The following is a 16,385-nucleotide window of genomic DNA, read 5'->3' as shown; positions in this document are numbered from 1 at the left end:
AGGCGCGCGCAAGGGGGAGGCGACGCGAAATTTTTCTCACGCGGAACGCCAGCCCGAAAAGCACCGGGTGTCGCGAGGCGCCGACGAGCAATCTCGTCCGTCAGTCCCGGCGCTTCGGCGACCGCAGCACCAGCAGCGGGCAGCGTTCAGCGATCCCGTATGAGCCGGTCGAGGCCAGCCGGACATCATCGAAGAAGGTCTGGGCTTCCTCGATGAGTGCTGCCGCGGGGGCGAAACTGTAGATGACCGACGAGTTGCGGTAGACGTCGATGGTTCCGATGACCGGCAGCTCCCATCCTGTGCGAGCCGCAAGCTCCTCGCGATCCGGAAACAGCGCTTCGAATTGTTCGAGGATGCCCCTAACCGGTATGATGTAGTCCGGCGCGCCGCCGATTGCGGTTATCGCCACGCGCCATTTGAGCTCGTGGAAGGTTGCGACGCCGCCGCTCAGCGCCAGGGCGCGGATATCCTTCGGGTCGTCTGGAGTCCCGGGGGAAGCATAAAGCCTGATGCCGGCGCGCCCGTCTGCTTTCAGCGCACGCGCGATCGAAGCAAACAGTGTGCGCCTGGGGTCCGCGGCGCCGATGACCGTAAGGCATCCATCGCCAATCAGCGCATCGACGCTTGCGCCTGGAAACGGTAGGTCGAACCAGTCGCCTTGCACCGCCTTGCGCGTTTCTGTGTCGCCTGGCCAGATGCCGGCAATCATGTCGGCGGATTCGTCGACCGCCGTCATACTGGCTCCCAGCCCGGCGAGCTCCGGCGTCACGCCGAACATCACGACGTGCGACCGGGCAAGGTCGAGCTCGCGGTCGTAAGTTTCGACCACCTCCGCCGGCGGCCGCAGAGGTGAGCCGAGCAACTGCCAGTGCTTGCGAATTGCATTCCAATGCTCTGTCATGCAAACCCCAGCCCAGCAGCGCGTTGTATTCGATTGAATAATCGACGACGCTCGATAAGCCAAGTGAGGGGCGGGCATGGCGCGCATCGCGGTGATCACGCACGAGTTCGACCGCTTCCAGAGCCGGCGCGGACTGCTGATGCGCCGCGATAGCCCATATATGCTCTTCGACCTGCTGGAAGAGCTGAAGCGCCGCGGCCATTCGGTCCAGATATTGAGAGGCACCTCGGCGAGGCCGGCCGCCGACATCGCGGTGTTGCATCTGGACGTGACCGTGACGCCGCCCGACTATGTCGATTATGCGCGCCGCTTTCCCTTCTGCCTCAACCTTGCGGCCGCCGACATTTCGAAACGCCGCATCAGCGGCGCCGTGATTGGCCAAGGCGACGACTGGCAGGGGCAGGTCATCGTCAAGAGCAGCCTCAACCATTGGGGAACGCCGGAACAGCAACTGAACCAGCGCGCGCGGCGCGCCGGCAGGCCGGAGCCATTTCCCGGCGTCGAACCTTTCGACAAATACGAGATCCATGCCTCGCTCGCCGACGTTCCGGCCGAGGCCTTCGAGCGCCAGGATCTGCTCGTCGAGAAATTCATTCCCGAGCCGGAGCCGGACGGTTTTGCCGCCCGCTTCTGGCTGTTCTGCGGCGAGCGCGAGCGCTGCACCCGCCATGTCTCGCCGCAGAGCCTCGTCAAGGGCGACGACACCATCCGCCGCGAGGCGGTTCCGGTTCCGGACGAACTGCGCGCGCTAAGGCGCCGGCTCGGCTTCGACTACGGAAAATTCGACTTCGTCATGCATGAGGGCAGGGCGGTGCTGCTCGATGCCAATAAGACGCCTGGTCGCGCCCGCAATCTGTCGAGCTTCATCGCCGCCGGCAATGCCAATCTCGCCGACGGCTTCGAAGGACTGATCCGGCAGGTTTCATAACCGACCGTCTAGATGTTCATGCCGCCCGACACTTCGATCCGCTGGGCGTTGACCCAGCGATTGTCGTCGGAGAGCAGCGAGGCGATCATCGGCCCGATATCGTCGGCGACGCCGGCGCGGCCGAGAGCGGTGACGCCGGCCACCATGCGGTTGATCTCGGCGTTGTCGCGCACATGGCCGCCGTTGAAGTCGGTGGCGATCGCGCCGGGCGCCACGGTGTTGGCGGTAATGCCGCGCTGGCCGAGCTCCTTGGCGAGGTAGCGCGTGAAGACTTCGATGCCGCCCTTCATCATCGCGTAGGCCGACGATCCGGGCGCGGCGAAACGGGCCAGCCCGCTCGAGATGTTGATGATGCGGCCGCCATCGTCGATCAGCGGCAGCAGCGCCTGGGTGAGGAAGAACACGCCCTTGAGATGGGTGTTCATCAGCGTGTCGAATTCCTCCTCCGTCGTCTCGGCGATCATCTTGCGCAGGCCGGTGCCGGCATTGTTGACGAGATAGTCGAAGCGGTCGCGCTGCCAGGTTTCGAGAAGCGTCTTCTTCAACGCCTCGACGAAAGCCGGGAAGCTGGCGATGGCGCCGGTATCCAGCTCAAGCGCGGCGGCCCGGCCCCCGGCGGCCTCGATCTCGGCGATTGCCGTCTTCGCCTCGTCGGCGCGAGAGCGATAGGTGACGATGACGTCGACACCCCGGCGGGCGAGGTTGACCGCGGTGTTGCGGCCGAGGCCGCGGCTGCCGCCGGTGATGAGGGCAATGGGACGAGTGGTCATGGCGAAATCTCCTTCTTCTTGGATGGAGATGCATATACTCGCCTGATCGCCCGATATAATCGGGCATGGATTGCCAACACTATTCAGTTCATGCGAACAATCGGCGATGGATCGGTTTGACAGCATGCGGCTCTTCACCCGCGTCGTGGAACGCCACAGCTTTACCGCGGCTGCCGCCGATCTCGGCCTGCCGCGCTCCAGCGCCACCGCCGCGATCAAGCGGCTCGAGGAGCGGCTCGGCGTGCAACTGCTCCGCCGCACCACGCGCCACGTCACCACGACGCTCGACGGCGAGGCCTATTACCAGCGCTGCCTCGGCATTCTCGCCGACATCGAGGACGCCGAGGGCACCTTTGGCGCGCATGAAGTGCGCGGGCGGCTCAGCATCGACATCAACGGCCATTTGGCCCGCACCCTGGTCATCCCGGAATTGCCGGCGCTGCTCGCGCGCCATCCCGGGCTCAGCGTGCATATCGGCGAGGGCGATCGCTTCGTCGACCTGGTGCGCGAGGGCGTCGACTGCGTGGTGCGTGCCGGAACACTGCCCGACAGCGAGATGATCGCGCGCCGCATCGGCATGGCGCGCGAAGCGACACTCGCCAGCGCCGCCTATATCGAGCGTCACGGCCTGCCGAGCACGCTGGACGAGCTCGCTGGGCATATGATGATCGGCTTCGTCTCGTCGCGCACCGGCCAGGTGATGCCGCTGGAGTTCACCGTCGACGGCAAGATCCGCGAGATCGTGCTGCCATCGCGCGTCACGGTCTCCAATTCCGACACCGCCGCCACGCTGGTGCGCCAGGATTTTGGCCTCTACCAGGCGCCGCGCCGCCGCTTCGCCGCCGACATCGAGGCCGGCCGGTTGGTCGAGGTGCTGCCCGGCAACCCGCCGACGCCGACGCCGATCTCGGTGCTCTATCCGCGCAGCCGACAATTGTCGCCACGGGTGCGGGTGTTCGTGGACTGGCTGGTGGAGATCCTGGGGCCGAAGCTGGATGTGTCTTAGGAGATCTTCGCAATGCTGGCGAGACAGCGCCCCCCTCTGGCCTGCCGGCCATCTCCCCCACGAGGGGGGAGATCAGCTGTCGCGCCGGCTTTCGCCACTCTCCGACGTTGAAGAAAGGGCGCCGCCGGCGAAGCTGCCAATCTCCCCACCTGTGGGGGAGATGTCCGGCAGGACAGAGGGGGGCGCGAAGGAACTCCACGATTCCATTCTTCAGCAAGCCGAGACCTATAGAAACAACCGTAACTGCGTGTGAATGATCGACCGATAGTCGTCGATCGTGCGCCGGCCTTCTTCCTTGTCCTGCGTCAGCGCCAGCCGCACGACGCCGCCGGCAAGCTGGAAGATGAGGAACACGACGCGCCCGAACGCCTCGCGCCGCTCCGGCTCGATCATCGGACCGACATGGTCGCAGAACATCTTCGCCTGGTGCCGCGTCTCGGCGATGTCGAGATGCTGCAGCGCCTTGTCGGCCTGGATGGCGTTCTGCAGGTCCTGGATGGCCGGGTCGGCAGCGACGCGGGCATAATAGTCGTCGAGCAGGCGGTCGGCCGCCGCGGTCACGTCGCCCAGCCCGCCTATCTCGGCGATGATGGCGCCGAATCGCGCCCGGCTTTCCTCGGAAAACCGCTCATAGAGCATCGCCAGGATCGCCGACTTCGACGGGAAATAGTGATAGACGGTGGCGATCGGCCCGCCGGCCAGCGCGCCGACTTCCTTCATCGTCACCGCGTCGATGCCCTTTTCGCCGATCAGCCGCATGGTGGTGGCGAGGATCGCGTCGATGCGCTCGCGGCTGCGCTCCTGCTTCGGCCTGCGCCGCGGTTCCGTCGCCCTTCGCCTGATCTGCGTCATGCACCAAATCTCGTGAAAGCCGCGAATTCGTGGTTGACAAGAAACATGATCAAGTATCAGTTTCGTGAAATACTGACAACTTGTCAGTTTTTCGATCGAGCTGCAAGGGAGGGGCACTCGTGACCGCATCGCAAGCCGCGCAGGCGGAAAATGACGACTGGCTTGTCGGCAATCCGACCGGACTGCAGCTCGCCTCGGCGCTGTGGATCGGCTCGGTCGGCCTGCTCATCCTCGGCCTTCAGCCGGTGCTGCTCGGCGCGCTCTACACCGAAGGGCATGTCACCGGCGACGAGCTCGCGCTGATGGCCACCGCCGAGATGATCGCGATCGCCATCGGCTCGGGCGTAGTGGCGATGCTTCTCCCTGCCAGGAACATGCGCTGGAAGAGCGCGGTGCTGCTCGTGCTGCTCGCGCTCGCCAATTTCTGGACCGCTTATGCCGGTACTCCCAATGCGCTGATCGGCGCTCGCACGCTGGCCGGGCTGGCGGAGGGAGGGCTGGTCGCGGTGGCCACCGAATTGATCGCCCGCTCGCGTCGAGCCGAGCGCATCGGCGGCTATTTCGTGACGCTGCAGACCTTGGCGCAATGCGCGCTGGCGCTGATCCTCGCGCTCTATGCCGTGCCGCGAGCCGGCTCGGCCGGCGGCTTCATCGCGCTCGGCATCGTCTGCCTGCTGTCGCTGGTCGTGGCCTGGACCGTGCCGGACGACTATGCCGACCTGCCCAAGGAAGAGCAGTTCGCCAACGTGGCGACCGTGCCGGCGATCACCGCGCTCTTGTCGATCTTCTGCTATTTCATGTTCTTCGGCGCCGTCTGGGCTTTCTTGGAGCCCATCGGCGCGCAGTTCGGCATTGATGGCCGCACCGTCGGCTTGATGGTTTCGGCGAGCCTTGCCGCGCAGGTGGTCGGCGCCATGACCGCGACAATCTTCGAGGCGCGCATCGACTATCGTTTTGCCATCACGACCATCGGCATTGTCGCGGCGGCCAGCTCGGTGCTGCTTGCCTCCGGCCCGGGTCTTTCGATGTTCTGGGCTGTGGCGCTGGTGATGGGCTTCATCCTGCTCTTCATCGTGCCTTACCAGATCCGCCTCGCCATCACCGCCGACGAGACGCGCACCGCGGCACTCCTGGTGCCGGCCGCGCAACTCTTCGGCCTCGCCATCGGCCCGATCGCCGCCTCGTTGCTGATAGACGGCGCGAACTTCCGGCCTGTGCCCGAATTCGCGGCCGCCACCGCTCTGGCGAGCGTGCTTTTGCTCGGCGTCTTCGTGCTGGTCGCGCGCCGGCGCGGCCGGGCCTGAGCGGGAGGATTAGGATGGCAGCCGCCTGGAGCAACTGGTCGGGCTTCGTCACGGCTTCCCCTCAATTGATCGCGACCCCGGCCGATGCCGGGGAACTGGTCGAGCTGGTGCGCTCGGCGCCCGGACCGCTGCGCGTGGCCGGCGCCGGCCATTCCTTCACGCCGCTGGTGCAGTCGGACGGCACCATCGTCTCGCTGGAGAAGATCGAAGGGCTGGTCTCGCATGAGGCGGCGGCCAACCGGGCGCGGGTGAGGGCGGGCACGCGGCTCGGCGCCCTGATGCACATCCTGCAGGACATCGGCCAGGGCCTGCCCAACATGGGCGACATCGACCGCCAGGCGATCGGCGGCGCGCTGGGCACGGCAACGCACGGCTCGGGCTCCTCGCTCGGCGCCTATCACACGCAGCTCGAGGCGCTGCAGCTGGTGGATGGGCAAGGCAAGCTGCGCGAATACAGCCGGGCAGACGACCTTGACATGATCCACGCCACCGGCGTCGCGCTGGGCAGCTTCGGCGTGCTGACCGAAGTGACGATGAACAACATCGCTACCTATCGGCTGCGCCGCCGCAAATGGGTCCTGCCGGTCGGCGACATGCTGCGCGATTTCGAAACGATGATGGCCGCGCATCGCTCGGCCGAGTTCTATTACATCCCCTTCGCCGACTATGTGCAGTTCATTGCCAGCGATCTCAGTGACGCGCCGCCGACGCTGCGGCCGACCGAGGACGACGAGGAAGGGCTGGCGACGCTGCGCAAGCTGCGCACCACTTTGCGCTGGCTGCCGTTGCTGCGCCGCGCGCTGATCAGGGGCGCGGTGAAGAAAATGCCCTCCGAGGACTATGTGCAGGACTGGCTCAACGTCTACGCCAGCGACCGTCGCACCAAATTCAACGAGATGGAGTACCACCTGCCTTACGAGGAAGGTCCCAAGGCGTTGGCCGAGATCATCGCGCTGACGGAGAAGCACTTCCCGGAAGTCTATTTCCCGATGGAGGTGCGTTCGGTGGCGCCCGACGAATTCTGGCTTTCGCCTTTCTACAAACGGCTGACCTGCTCGATCGCCATCCACCACGATGCGGCGAACGACCCGCTGCCCTTCATGCGCGCCGCCGAGCCGATCTTCCGCAAGTATGGCGGCAGGCCGCATTGGGGAAAGATGCACGGCCTGAAGGCGGCGGACTTCAGGAAACTCTATCCGCGCTGGGATGATGCCATGGCGGTACGCCGCGACATCGACCCCAAAAACCGTTTCGTGTCGCCCTACATGGCCGGCCTGTTCGGCATCGAACCCAGCCCTTTTGGCATCCGACGATGAGCGCCTATTTCACTGCCCTGTCCGACGCATTGCGGGCCGCCGAGATTTTCCGGCCCTGCCTGGTGCTCGACCGCGACCGGCTGGACGGCAACATCGCGCTGGTGAAGGAGAGGCTGGCGCCGGGCTTGGCGGTGCGACTGGTCGACAAGTCGCTGCCTTGCATGCCGCTGCTCTCGCACATCGCGCGAGCACTCGAAACCAACCGCTTCATGACCTTCCATCCGCCGGTGACGCAGGCCGTGCTCGACGCTTTTCCCGAGGGCGACCTGCTCTATGGCAAGCCGATGCCGGTGCGCGCCGCCCGGGCCGCGCTGACGAGAGGCGGCGCCGGCTGGTGGTCGCGCGTCTGCTGGCTGATCGATACGCAGGAGCGGCTGGCGGAATATGGCGCGCTCGCTGCCGCGCTCGACACCGAATTGCGCTTCGCTTTCGAGGTGGACGTCGGCCTGCATCGCGGCGGTTTTTCCAGTCCTGCCGAGATTAACGCGCTCACGATTCCAAAAGGTCTGCGCTGCGAAGGCATCATGGCCTATGAGGCGCATGCGCCGGAGATACCTGGCCTGTTTGGCGGTGCGGCCAAGGCGCTGAAGCGGGCCTCTGCCAAGGCCGCCGAGTTCGCCGGCGCCCTCGACCCGGACCAGCGCCGCATCCTCAACATCGGCGGCTCGAAGACAGCGCTACTGCACGGCTCGGGCGTCGCTAACGAAGTGTCGATCGGCTCGGCTTTCGTGCTGCCCAAGGATTTCGACACGCCCGGCCTGGGAGGCTTCCAGCCGGCGGCATTTATCGTGACGCCGATCCTCAAGGCGCTCGATCCGATGCTGCCCGGTCCACCGGCGGTGTCGCGCACGTTGCGGGCGCTCGGCCTCTTCCCGCGCAAGGGCTGCTATCTCTACGGCGGCAAGTGGATGGCCGAACCGGTGTTTCCCGAAGGCATGAGGCCGAACGGCTTGATCGGTCTGTCCTCCAACCAGCAGTTCATGGGGCTGCCCGCGGGCGCGGACGTGAAGCCCGGCGACTACGCCTTGCTGCGGCCGACACAGAGCGAGGCGGTCCTGCAGCATTTCGGGGCGATCGGGGTGTTTTCGGCCGGGCGCATCGTGGAGTTCTGGCCGGTGCTGCCGATGGGGTGAGGGACGCTTCGGCGCTCGCTATTAGCACTGGTGACCGTGAGGTCGTCATTCTAGGGTCTGCGCTCCGCTTCGCGTCGCTCCGCCCTAGAATGACGAAGGCGGGACCTATTCGTTGACTCAGTCAACTAAATGATTGATCCTGTCCAAGACAGGAGGAAATCCCCATGACGATCCACGACCGCCCCGGCAAGGAGCGCATCGACACGGTCCGGTCCTTCAACCGATTCTACACCCGCCAGATCGGCCTGCTCGACGAGGGCCTGTTGAGGAGCCCGTTCTCGCTGACCGAGGCGCGGGTGCTCTATGAGCTTGCGCATCGCGACGGGCTCGTCGCCAGCGACCTGATCCGCGAGCTTGGCCTCGACCCCGGCTATGTCAGCCGTCTTCTCAAGAAATTCGAGGAGCGCGGCCTGGTCGAGCGCGAAGCCACCGAGGCGGATGCGCGCCGCGCCTCGATCGCGCTGACGCCCGCGGGCAGGCAGGCCTTCGCGCCGCTCAACCAGGATTCGCACGACCAGGTGCGGGCGCTGCTCGATCGCCTGGCGCCTGTCGACCAGGAGCGGCTGGTCAAGGCCATGCGTACCGTACAGGAGCTGCTCGGCGACAAACCCGAACCGAAGGAAGCCTACATCCTGCGGCCGCTGCAGGTTGGCGACATCGGTTGGATCACGCGCCGCCAGGGCATGCTCTACACGCAGGAGTATGGTTGGGACGGGACCTTCGAGGCGCTGGTCGCCGAAATCCTTGGCGAATTCGTCAAGAAGTTCGATCCGAAGTGGGAGCGTGCCTGGATCGCCGAGCGCGCGGGCGAGGTTGTCGGTTCCGTCTTCGTCGTGCGCAAGTCGCCGGAGGTGGCGAAGCTCAGGCTGCTCTATGTCGAGCCATCGGCGCGCGGCCTTGGCATCGGTGCGCGCCTGGTCGACGAAAGCATCGCCTTCGCGCGCGCCAAGGGCTACAAGACGCTGACCTTATGGACCAATGACATACTGGGCGCGGCCCGCCGCATCTATCAAGCAGTGGGTTTCAAGCTGGTCGACGAGGAACGCCACCATTCGTTCGGCAAGGACCTTGTCGGGCAGACGTGGGATCTGGAACTTTAGCTCTTTGCCTTCTCCCACAAGGTGAAGGGAAGGCGCTCACCCCTTCACCGGCAACCAGATCTCCAACCCGCCATTGCCGGTGCGCGCGTCGAATTCGGGTCCATAGCGCTCGAATTCCGGCGCGTCGGCGATTTCGTGGCCGGATGGCGGCAGCCAGCTGTTCCAGATCGTGTTGATGGTCCGGCGGATGGCCGAGATGTGCTCGCGATGCGAGAACACCGCGTATTTCCGCGCCGGCACCCGCACGCGATAGAAATCCTTCGGCAGATCGGAGAAATCCGTCACCTCGACCCCGACGACATAGTCGAAATTGCCGGCATCGTCGCCATTCGTGCACACGCCGTAGAAGACGCCAGGCACTTCGCCTGGAATGTTGCCGATATAGGGTGCGAAGCGCTGCCATTGCATTGGAATGCCGGCGCTGGTCTCGCAGCTGTAGCGCTCGCCGAGACCGGCGATGAGGAAGGGGCGGCTGGTCTCGAAGCGCGGCGGCTCGAGAGTGGTGAGAAGCGAACTGTCCATCAGAATGGGCTCCACGAGGTCGAGGTTTTGGGTCGAGCCTTGCGCGCGCACCAATTCCGGCGTGGTGCCGAACGCCTCGCGAAAGGCCCGCGTGAAAGCCTCATGCGAGCCGTAGCCGGCATCGAGCGCGACCAAAAGAATATCGGGCGCGCCGCCGGCCAGCTTGCGCGCCGCTTCGCTCAAGCGGCGCGCTCGCATATAACCCATGACCGATCGTCCCGTGGCGGCGCCGAAGGCGCGCGTCACATGGAAGCGCGACACGCCGCTGCTTGCCGCTATTTCGTCGAGGCTGATCGCGTCCGGCAGATGGCTTTCGACAAACCACAGCGCTTTCTCGGTCGGGTTCATGTTTCCTCGCATCTGGCGGGGCGACACTAGTCCCCGCACCGGCGGCCAGTTTGATCGAAATTGCGCTTCAAGCGAAGTCGAATGACGTTGACAAGCCAAGGCAGCGTATTCTATTTGGTAATGTTATTACATATCAAAACGAAGCAAGCGACTTGCGGCACCGACACGAGGATCCCGCCATGTCTTTCGCGCCATGGGCGGACAGAAGCCGTTGCGACTCGCACGCGGACAACCTACGATGGCTGCGCCATGGTCCCCGAGCCGCAAGGCGAGGGGTGAAAAGGGAACACGGTGAGATCCGGTCTGGATTGAACCCGTGGCTGCCCCCGCAACTGTGAGCGGCGAGCTCCATCCGAAACGCCACTGGCCGGCAAGGCTGGGAAGGCGGATGGCGCAACGACCCGCGAGCCAGGAGACCTGCCATCGACATGAGTTGACCGGACGGGGTGTGCCGGGAGGAGACGCGGGCGCCGGTCTTGTCGGCCGGCTCGTCCAGCATCCTTCCGTCGCCATTTTGGAAAGTGACGGAAATGTTGGACGCCTCGAGAGCAATTCCAGGAAAAGTGTGTAGCGGTTTTCCGTCTGGAATTGCGTCAAAACAAAGAGATAGAGCGGTTCGCCGTTTCCGTGAAACGGTGAAACGCTCGAGCCATCGCATCATCGTCTGTTCTCTGTGTCGCGATACCGTGACCGGACTGAGGTCCGGCGAGGGTTTGTGCGCCGACCTGCGTTCCAGGCTTTCCTTGCAGCCGGCGCCTTCCTTTGCCGTCGAGACCATCGACTGCATGGCGGGTTGCGCGCGGCCGCTCACCGTGGCCTTCAAGGCGCAAGGCAAAGCCACCTATCTCTTCGGTTCCATCGACAGGGGCACCGACGCCGGCGCGCTGGTGGAATTTGCCAGGCTCTATGCCTCGCTGCCCGACGGCTGGTGCAATTCCGGCCAGCGCCCGGCAAGGCTCGCCGGCAAGATACTGGCGCGCATCCCCGCCGCGGGTAAGGCCAGGGAGCAAGTCCGGTGAGCGCGCCCCTGCTTGAAGCCCGCGATCTGGGCGCCACGGCAAACGGCCGGACGCTGGTCGAGGATGTCAGCCTGTCGCTGGCGGCGGGTGAGCGCCTCGCCATTATCGGCCCGAACGGCGCCGGCAAGACGACTCTGCTGCGAATGTTGTGCGGGGCGTTGTCGCCGAGCCACGGCGAGGTTCGCCTGGCCGGGCGCCGGCTGGATAGGATCACCGCCGCCGAGCGGGCGCTCAGCATCGCCGTCGTCGGCCAGACGGACCAGCCGGATCCACGGCTGGCGCTCATCGACTATGTCGAGCTTGGCCGCGTCCCGCATGCCGGCCTGAGGCGCCGGCACGACGACCGCGACATCGTCGTCGAAGCACTGCGCCGGACGGGGCTCTTGCCACTGCTCGCGCGCAGCATCGGCTCGCTCTCCGGCGGCGAGCGCCAGCGCGCACAGCTCGCCCGTGCCATCGCGCAAGAGCCGAAGATCCTGTTCCTCGACGAGCCGACCAACCACCTTGACCCGCGCGCCCGCGCAGAACTGCTCGAACTGGTGGCCGAATTCAGCATGACCGTGGTCGCCGTGCTGCACGATCTCGCCTTGGTGGCGCCCTTCGCCACCAACGTCGCGGTGATGAGCAACGCCCGGCTGCACGCGCTGGCGCCGCCCCGCGAGGCGCTGGCGCAGCCGCATATCCGCGAGGTTTTCGGCATCGACGTGCTGCGCCTGCGGCACCCGACCGAGGACCGCGAGCTCACCGTCTTCGAGCTGCCCACGCGCGCTTCCTCGTCATCCTGAGCCTGCCCAACCCAAACAAGGAGCACCACCCCGTGAAACGCCTCGCTTTGTCGTTTGCCTTCTCGCTTCTCGCCTCGGCCGCCTTCGCCTTCCCGGTCACCGTCGACAGCTGCGGCAAGCCGCTCACCTTCGATGCACCGCCAAAACGCGCCGTCATCCAGGACCTCAACATGGCCGAGATGGCCTTCGCGCTGAAGCTGCAGCCGTCGATCGTCGGGCTTACCGGCATCACCGGCTGGTACAAGGTCGGCCCCGAGTTCAAGGCCGAGCAGGGCCCCATCCCGGAGCTGGCGCCAAAATATCCGACGCTGGAAAGCCTCGTCGCCGTGCAGCCGGATTTCTTCTTCGCCGGCTGGTACTACGGCATGAAACCGGGCGGCGAGGTCACGCCCGACACGCTCGCCCCGCACGGCATCAAGACGCTGGTGCTGACCGAAAGCTGCGTCCATCTCGACAAGAACCGGCCCGCCGCCTCGATGGACTTGCTCTATGGCGATGTCGAGAAGCTCGGCAAGATCTTCGGCAAGGAGACGGAGGCCGAAAAGCTGGTCGCCGGCTGGAAGGCCGAGCTTGCCGATATCACCGCCAAGGTCGGCGACCGCAAGGGCACGCGCGTGTTCCTCTACGATTCCGGCGAGGACAAGCCCTTCACCGCCGGCAAGTTCGCCATTCCCAACGCCATGATCGCAGCCGCCGGCGGCGAGAACATCATGGCCGACATGGAGACGAACTGGGGCAACACCGACTGGGAGACGGTCGCCTCGCGCAATCCGCAGTTCCTTATCCTGCTCGATTACCAAGATGGCGGCGGCTACAGGAAGCTGTTCGATTTCCTTAAAGTCCATCCGGCCATGAAGGAGACCGACGCTGTCAGGAACGAGCGCTTCGTCGCGCTGCGCTACGCCGAGCTGACGCCCGGACCCGCCAATATCGAGGCGATCGGCAAGATCGCCAGGGCCATGTATCCGGAAGCGTTTTAGGTCTGGGGTTCTGAAGGGGTGGGGATGGCTTCATTGACGGATCGTGTGCCTGTGAATCGACCGCTTTGGAGATTGGCCAAAACACTCGCGACTTCGTCATCCACGGGCGGAGCAAGGAGCGAAGCGAGGCGGCGCAGACCCAAGGATCCATTCCGTGACGCCGAGGCGTTGCCGCTGCTCAGAATTCCGCACCGTGGCACTTCTCGTGCCAGGTCACGGCATCTACGCGACGGAGCTTCGCGCCTGCTTCGCCCCGGAATGATGGGTGGACGGCCCCTTGCGGCATCGACGAAGTCGCGGATGCCTCGGCTAATCCCGAACGCCGGTATCGCGGCGGCAGGTCCCACGCCGTGAATCTGCGCCGCCGATCGTTCGCTTTGGCCATGATGCTTGGCGCGACGCTGCTGGTCGCGCTCGGGCTGCTTTCGATCGCCTATGGCTCGACGCTGATACCTCTGCGCCAGGTCGTCGGCGCGCTGATGCATGCGGCCGGACTGGGCAGCCAGAGCCCATCCGCCCCGGTCGGTAGCATCGTCGTCGACCTGAGGCTGCCGCGCACGTTGCTGGCGATCGCCGTCGGCGCCGGCCTTGGCGCGGTCGGCGCGCTGCTACAGACGGTCACTCGCAACGACCTCGCCGATCCGTTCCTGTTTGGCCTCTCCTCGGGCGCGGCGGCGGGCGCGGTCTCCGTCATCACCGTATTCGGCGACACGTTCGGCGTCTGGACGCTGCCGCTTGCCGCCTTCACCGGCGGCGTGCTGGCGGCGGCGATCGTGCTTCTGCTGGTGTCGCGGGTGAAGGGGCAGGGGCCCGAGCGGCTGATCCTGGCCGGCCTCGCCGTCTCATTTCTGTTCACTGCCTTGACCAACTATCTCGTGTTCGCCGGCGACCAGCGCGCCGCCCATTCGGTGTTGTTCTGGACCATGGGCGGGCTCGGCCTGGCGCGCTGGGACAATATCGGCCTTGCCGCCTTGGGCGCCGGCATCATCCTCATCTATGGCCTGTGGAACCACCGCCGCTTCGATGCTTTCCTCGCCGGCGAAAGCGCCGCCGAGAGCCTTGGCGTGCCGGTGGCGAGGATGCGCCGCGCGACATTCCTCGTCGCCGCCCTGGCGACCGCCATTCTCGTCGCCGTGGCCGGCGTCATCGGCTTCGTCGGCCTGATGATCCCTCATCTCAGCCGGCCGCTCTCCGGCCCCTTGCATCGCAACCTGATCATCGCCTGCGCGCTGTTCGGCGCCATCCTGCTGTTGGCCAGCGATTTGCTGGCCCGCACGCTCTTGCCGCCGCAGGAACTGCCGATCGGCATCATCACCAGCTCGCTCGGCGCGTTCTTCGTCGTCACCTTGCTGATGCGTAACCGGCTCTGATCGGTAATTAGACCGTCCAGAAATAGCGCACGATGTGGAAGAAGATCGGCGCAGCGAAGACCAGGCTGTCGGTGCGGTCGAGCATGCCGCCATGAACCTTCGATCAGGTGGCCCCGGTCCTTGACGCCCTGGTCGCGCTTGATCGCCGAGGCGGCGAGTCCGCCGAGAAATCCCATCGTGCAGGCGACGAAGGCGTCGGAGCTATCTTCACCGGACACTAACCATCGACGCATCGGGAGCCTGATATCTCGATTTGCCGGCTATCTGGCACAAAGCATCCACTTGAATAGTAAGCACGCTTATTATATGTATCGCTCATGGTTTCAGATGGTATCGACAGATTGGGATTTTTGATCCACGACGTGCAGCGCCTGATGCGCAAGCGTTTCGAGGTGCGTGCCAGTGGGTTGGGTCTTTCCTCGGCGCAATGGCGGCTGATGGTGCGCGTTGCCAAGGAAGAAGGCATCACCCAGGCGCGGCTGGCTGAGTTGCTCGAAATCGAGCCGATCAGCGTCTCGCGCCTCGTCGATCGCATGGAGGAGGGCGGCTGGATCGAGCGCCGCCAGGATGCCACCGACCGGCGCGTGCGCATGATCTTCCCGACCGAGAAGGCGAGCGCCGCTTACGCCGATGTCAAAAGCCTTGCCGGCGAGGTCTACGAGGAGTCGTTGACCGGTGTTTCGCCCCAAGAGCGGCGCATCCTGATCCGGGTGTTGGACACGATCGTGCAGAACCTGACGGATGGCGAGGCATCGTCCCTCGAAAAGATAAAGAGCAGGGAAGGGGCGGCGGCATGAGCGCGGTAGCCAAGCGGGAAGACGACAACGTCACGAAACTGAGTGCGTCGGCGCAGCCGGTCGCCGAGGCCCCCGCGCAGCCGGCTGCCGCTCCGGTCGCGGTGGCGCCTGCGCCGCAGCCGGCTCCGGCCGCGCCGAAGAAGAAGCGCCGTCTCGGCCGCTTCCTGTTGATGGTCGCCTTGCCGCTGGCCCTGCTCGTTGGCGGCGCGTATGTCTGGGTAACGGGCGGCCGCTATCAGGAAACCGAGAACGCCAATCTGCAGCAGGCCAGGATTTCGGTCGCTTCCGACACGGCCGGTCGTATCGTCCAGGTCGGTATCGCCGATAACCAGCTGGTCAAGCAGGGCGACCTCCTCTTCGTCATCGATCCCGAGCCTTACAGGATCGCGCTCGCCCAGGCCGATGCGGCGGTCGCCGCCGCGCGCCTCAATGTCGAGCAGTTGCGCGCCGCTTACAGCCAGGCGACGGCGCAGGAAAGGTCCGCCTCCAGCGAAGTCGACTATGCGCAGTCGCAATATGGCCGCGCCGCCGATCTCGCGCAGAAGGGCATCAACGCCAAGTCCTCGCTCGACCAGGCCCGCAACGACCTCGACAAGGCCAAGCAGCAGTTGGCTGTCGCGCAGCAGGGCATCGTCAGCGCCAAGGCGGCTCTCGGCGGCAATCCGGATATCGAGACCGACAAGCATCCGACCGTGATGGCGGCCTTGGCCGCGCGCGACAAGGCCGCCTACGATCTGGCGCAGACAACCGTGAAGGCGCCGGCCGACGGCGTCATCTACCAGGCCGCCTCCTTCAAGGTCGGCCAGTATGTCTCCGTCGGCACGCCGCTGTTCGCACTGGTCGAGACCGGCGACACCTGGATCGACGCCAATTTCAAGGAGACCCAGCTCACCAACATGAAGCCGGGCCAGAAGGCCGAGATCGTCGTCGACACTTATCCGGGCCGCACCTTCGAGGCGATCGTCAAGGCGATCGGCGCCGGCACGGGCGCGGAGTTCTCGCTGCTGCCCGCGCAAAACGCCACCGGCAACTGGGTCAAGGTCACGCAGCGCATTCCCGTACGCCTGGAACTGACCGATCCCGATGCCAAGATGGCGCTGCGCACCGGCATGAGCGCCACCGTCAGCGTCGACACCGGCGTGGCGCGCGGCCTGCCGTCGATCTTCGGCCACGCCGCGGCAGGGGAGCACGCGCAGTAACGACAGCGAGGTCCGTCGCGACGCGGCGGGCATCGAGGGGATTGGTCTGATGGGA

At 65.5% G+C, this 16,385-nt stretch carries 16 protein-coding genes, 1 pseudogene and 1 riboswitch; of the genes and pseudogenes, 12 read left to right on the top strand and 5 right to left on the bottom strand.

Annotated elements, in window-relative coordinates; genetic code table 11:
- Window positions 1-100: 100 nt before the first annotated feature.
- Window positions 101-901, bottom strand: coding sequence for a class I SAM-dependent methyltransferase (locus FJ430_RS23375; protein ID WP_140711060.1), 801 nt, complete (start codon window positions 899-901; stop codon window positions 101-103).
- A gap of 76 nt (window positions 902-977) precedes the next feature.
- On the opposite strand from FJ430_RS23375, the gene FJ430_RS23370 reads away from it, so the two are divergent.
- On the top strand, window positions 978-1,829 hold the full coding sequence (locus tag FJ430_RS23370) for a hypothetical protein (protein ID WP_140711061.1): 852 nt from the start codon (window positions 978-980) through the stop codon (window positions 1,827-1,829).
- A gap of 8 nt (window positions 1,830-1,837) precedes the next feature.
- Here FJ430_RS23370 and FJ430_RS23365 read toward each other — a convergent pair whose 3' ends face one another.
- Complete coding sequence (locus FJ430_RS23365) at window positions 1,838-2,599, bottom strand: SDR family NAD(P)-dependent oxidoreductase (RefSeq protein WP_140711062.1); 762 nt, start codon at window positions 2,597-2,599, stop codon at window positions 1,838-1,840.
- 106 nt (window positions 2,600-2,705) lie between these two features.
- On the opposite strand from FJ430_RS23365, the gene FJ430_RS23360 reads away from it, so the two are divergent.
- Window positions 2,706-3,605, top strand: a complete 900-nt coding sequence (locus FJ430_RS23360) for a LysR family transcriptional regulator (protein WP_140711063.1) — start codon at window positions 2,706-2,708, stop codon at window positions 3,603-3,605.
- Between the two features lie 225 nt (window positions 3,606-3,830).
- On the opposite strand, the gene FJ430_RS23355 is transcribed toward FJ430_RS23360, so the two are convergent.
- Window positions 3,831-4,457: a TetR/AcrR family transcriptional regulator gene (locus FJ430_RS23355; RefSeq protein WP_140711064.1), complete on the bottom strand. Its 627-nt coding sequence runs from the start codon at window positions 4,455-4,457 to the stop codon at window positions 3,831-3,833.
- 119 nt (window positions 4,458-4,576) lie between these two features.
- On the opposite strand from FJ430_RS23355, the gene FJ430_RS23350 reads away from it, so the two are divergent.
- The 4 genes from FJ430_RS23350 to FJ430_RS23335 all read left to right on the top strand — a co-directional run bounded on the left by FJ430_RS23350 (window position 4,577) and on the right by FJ430_RS23335 (window position 9,310).
- Entirely contained in the window at window positions 4,577-5,761 is a 1,185-nt protein-coding gene (locus FJ430_RS23350; RefSeq protein WP_140711065.1) for an MFS transporter, read from the top strand.
- 14 nt (window positions 5,762-5,775) lie between these two features.
- Window positions 5,776-7,077: a D-arabinono-1,4-lactone oxidase gene (locus FJ430_RS23345; RefSeq protein ID WP_140711066.1), complete on the top strand. Its 1,302-nt coding sequence runs from the start codon at window positions 5,776-5,778 to the stop codon at window positions 7,075-7,077.
- Window positions 7,074-8,210 (top strand): alanine racemase, encoded by a 1,137-nt coding sequence (locus FJ430_RS23340; protein WP_140711067.1) that lies wholly within the window; start codon window positions 7,074-7,076, stop codon window positions 8,208-8,210. The genes FJ430_RS23345 and FJ430_RS23340 overlap by 4 nt, the downstream gene beginning before the upstream one ends.
- Window positions 8,211-8,374: 164 nt before the next feature.
- Window positions 8,375-9,310, top strand: a complete 936-nt coding sequence (locus tag FJ430_RS23335) for a bifunctional helix-turn-helix transcriptional regulator/GNAT family N-acetyltransferase (RefSeq protein ID WP_140711068.1) — start codon at window positions 8,375-8,377, stop codon at window positions 9,308-9,310.
- A gap of 36 nt (window positions 9,311-9,346) precedes the next feature.
- Here the strand turns inward: FJ430_RS23335 and FJ430_RS23330 are convergent, their stop codons facing one another.
- Complete coding sequence (locus FJ430_RS23330) at window positions 9,347-10,180, bottom strand: AraC family transcriptional regulator (protein ID WP_140711069.1); 834 nt, start codon at window positions 10,178-10,180, stop codon at window positions 9,347-9,349.
- Window positions 10,181-10,413: 233 nt separating this feature from the next.
- Window positions 10,414-10,620: riboswitch (cobalamin riboswitch) on the top strand.
- A gap of 246 nt (window positions 10,621-10,866) precedes the next feature.
- Between FJ430_RS23330 and FJ430_RS23325 the strand changes: the two genes are divergently transcribed.
- From FJ430_RS23325 to FJ430_RS23310, 4 genes are all read left to right on the top strand, one after another.
- Window positions 10,867-11,199 carry a DUF1636 family protein gene (locus FJ430_RS23325; protein WP_246674319.1) on the top strand — a complete coding sequence of 111 codons (333 nt, stop codon included), beginning with the start codon at window positions 10,867-10,869 and terminating at the stop codon, window positions 11,197-11,199.
- Window positions 11,196-11,984 (top strand): ABC transporter ATP-binding protein, encoded by a 789-nt coding sequence (locus FJ430_RS23320; RefSeq protein WP_140711071.1) that lies wholly within the window; start codon window positions 11,196-11,198, stop codon window positions 11,982-11,984. The genes FJ430_RS23325 and FJ430_RS23320 overlap by 4 nt, the downstream gene beginning before the upstream one ends.
- A gap of 32 nt (window positions 11,985-12,016) precedes the next feature.
- Window positions 12,017-12,964: an ABC transporter substrate-binding protein gene (locus FJ430_RS23315; RefSeq protein ID WP_140711072.1), complete on the top strand. Its 948-nt coding sequence runs from the start codon at window positions 12,017-12,019 to the stop codon at window positions 12,962-12,964.
- 383 nt (window positions 12,965-13,347) lie between these two features.
- Entirely contained in the window at window positions 13,348-14,334 is a 987-nt protein-coding gene (locus FJ430_RS23310) for a FecCD family ABC transporter permease (protein WP_140711081.1), read from the top strand.
- Window positions 14,335-14,341: 7 nt separating this feature from the next.
- Here FJ430_RS23310 and FJ430_RS23305 read toward each other — a convergent pair.
- Window positions 14,342-14,528: pseudogene (locus FJ430_RS23305) on the bottom strand (phosphatidate cytidylyltransferase); the annotation flags it as partial.
- A gap of 123 nt (window positions 14,529-14,651) precedes the next feature.
- On the opposite strand from FJ430_RS23305, the gene FJ430_RS23300 reads away from it, so the two are divergent.
- Together FJ430_RS23300 and FJ430_RS23295 are read left to right on the top strand one after the other, a co-directional pair.
- A complete protein-coding gene (locus tag FJ430_RS23300; protein ID WP_140641096.1) occupies window positions 14,652-15,131 on the top strand; it encodes a MarR family winged helix-turn-helix transcriptional regulator in 480 nt (159 codons plus the stop codon).
- Complete coding sequence (locus tag FJ430_RS23295) at window positions 15,128-16,330, top strand: HlyD family secretion protein (protein ID WP_140711073.1); 1,203 nt, start codon at window positions 15,128-15,130, stop codon at window positions 16,328-16,330. The genes FJ430_RS23300 and FJ430_RS23295 overlap by 4 nt, the downstream gene beginning before the upstream one ends.
- The last annotated feature ends 55 nt before the right edge of the window (window positions 16,331-16,385 follow it).

The organism is Mesorhizobium sp. B2-8-5, assembly GCF_006440675.2.
GTDB lineage: Bacteria > Pseudomonadota > Alphaproteobacteria > Rhizobiales > Rhizobiaceae > Mesorhizobium.
This window is presented reverse-complemented; position numbering and strand designations above follow the sequence as displayed.

What these genes read in the sequence shown, in the direction of transcription:
- FJ430_RS23365 (WP_140711062.1), bottom strand. Translation starts at nt 2,599, where the DNA reads ATGACCACTCGTCCCATTGCCCTCATCACCGGCGGCAGCCGCGGCCTC.
- FJ430_RS23295 (WP_140711073.1), top strand. Translation starts at nt 15,128, where the DNA reads ATGAGCGCGGTAGCCAAGCGGGAAGACGACAACGTCACGAAACTGAGT.
- FJ430_RS23330 (WP_140711069.1), bottom strand. Translation starts at nt 10,180, where the DNA reads ATGAACCCGACCGAGAAAGCGCTGTGGTTTGTCGAAAGCCATCTGCCG.
- FJ430_RS23370 (WP_140711061.1), top strand. Translation starts at nt 978, where the DNA reads ATGGCGCGCATCGCGGTGATCACGCACGAGTTCGACCGCTTCCAGAGC.
- FJ430_RS23300 (WP_140641096.1), top strand. Translation starts at nt 14,652, where the DNA reads ATGGTTTCAGATGGTATCGACAGATTGGGATTTTTGATCCACGACGTG.
- FJ430_RS23355 (WP_140711064.1), bottom strand. Translation starts at nt 4,457, where the DNA reads ATGACGCAGATCAGGCGAAGGGCGACGGAACCGCGGCGCAGGCCGAAG.
- FJ430_RS23375 (WP_140711060.1), bottom strand. Translation starts at nt 901, where the DNA reads ATGACAGAGCATTGGAATGCAATTCGCAAGCACTGGCAGTTGCTCGGC.
- FJ430_RS23345 (WP_140711066.1), top strand. Translation starts at nt 5,776, where the DNA reads ATGGCAGCCGCCTGGAGCAACTGGTCGGGCTTCGTCACGGCTTCCCCT.
- FJ430_RS23360 (WP_140711063.1), top strand. Translation starts at nt 2,706, where the DNA reads ATGGATCGGTTTGACAGCATGCGGCTCTTCACCCGCGTCGTGGAACGC.
- FJ430_RS23340 (WP_140711067.1), top strand. Translation starts at nt 7,074, where the DNA reads ATGAGCGCCTATTTCACTGCCCTGTCCGACGCATTGCGGGCCGCCGAG.
- FJ430_RS23335 (WP_140711068.1), top strand. Translation starts at nt 8,375, where the DNA reads ATGACGATCCACGACCGCCCCGGCAAGGAGCGCATCGACACGGTCCGG.
- FJ430_RS23310 (WP_140711081.1), top strand. Translation starts at nt 13,348, where the DNA reads ATGATGCTTGGCGCGACGCTGCTGGTCGCGCTCGGGCTGCTTTCGATC.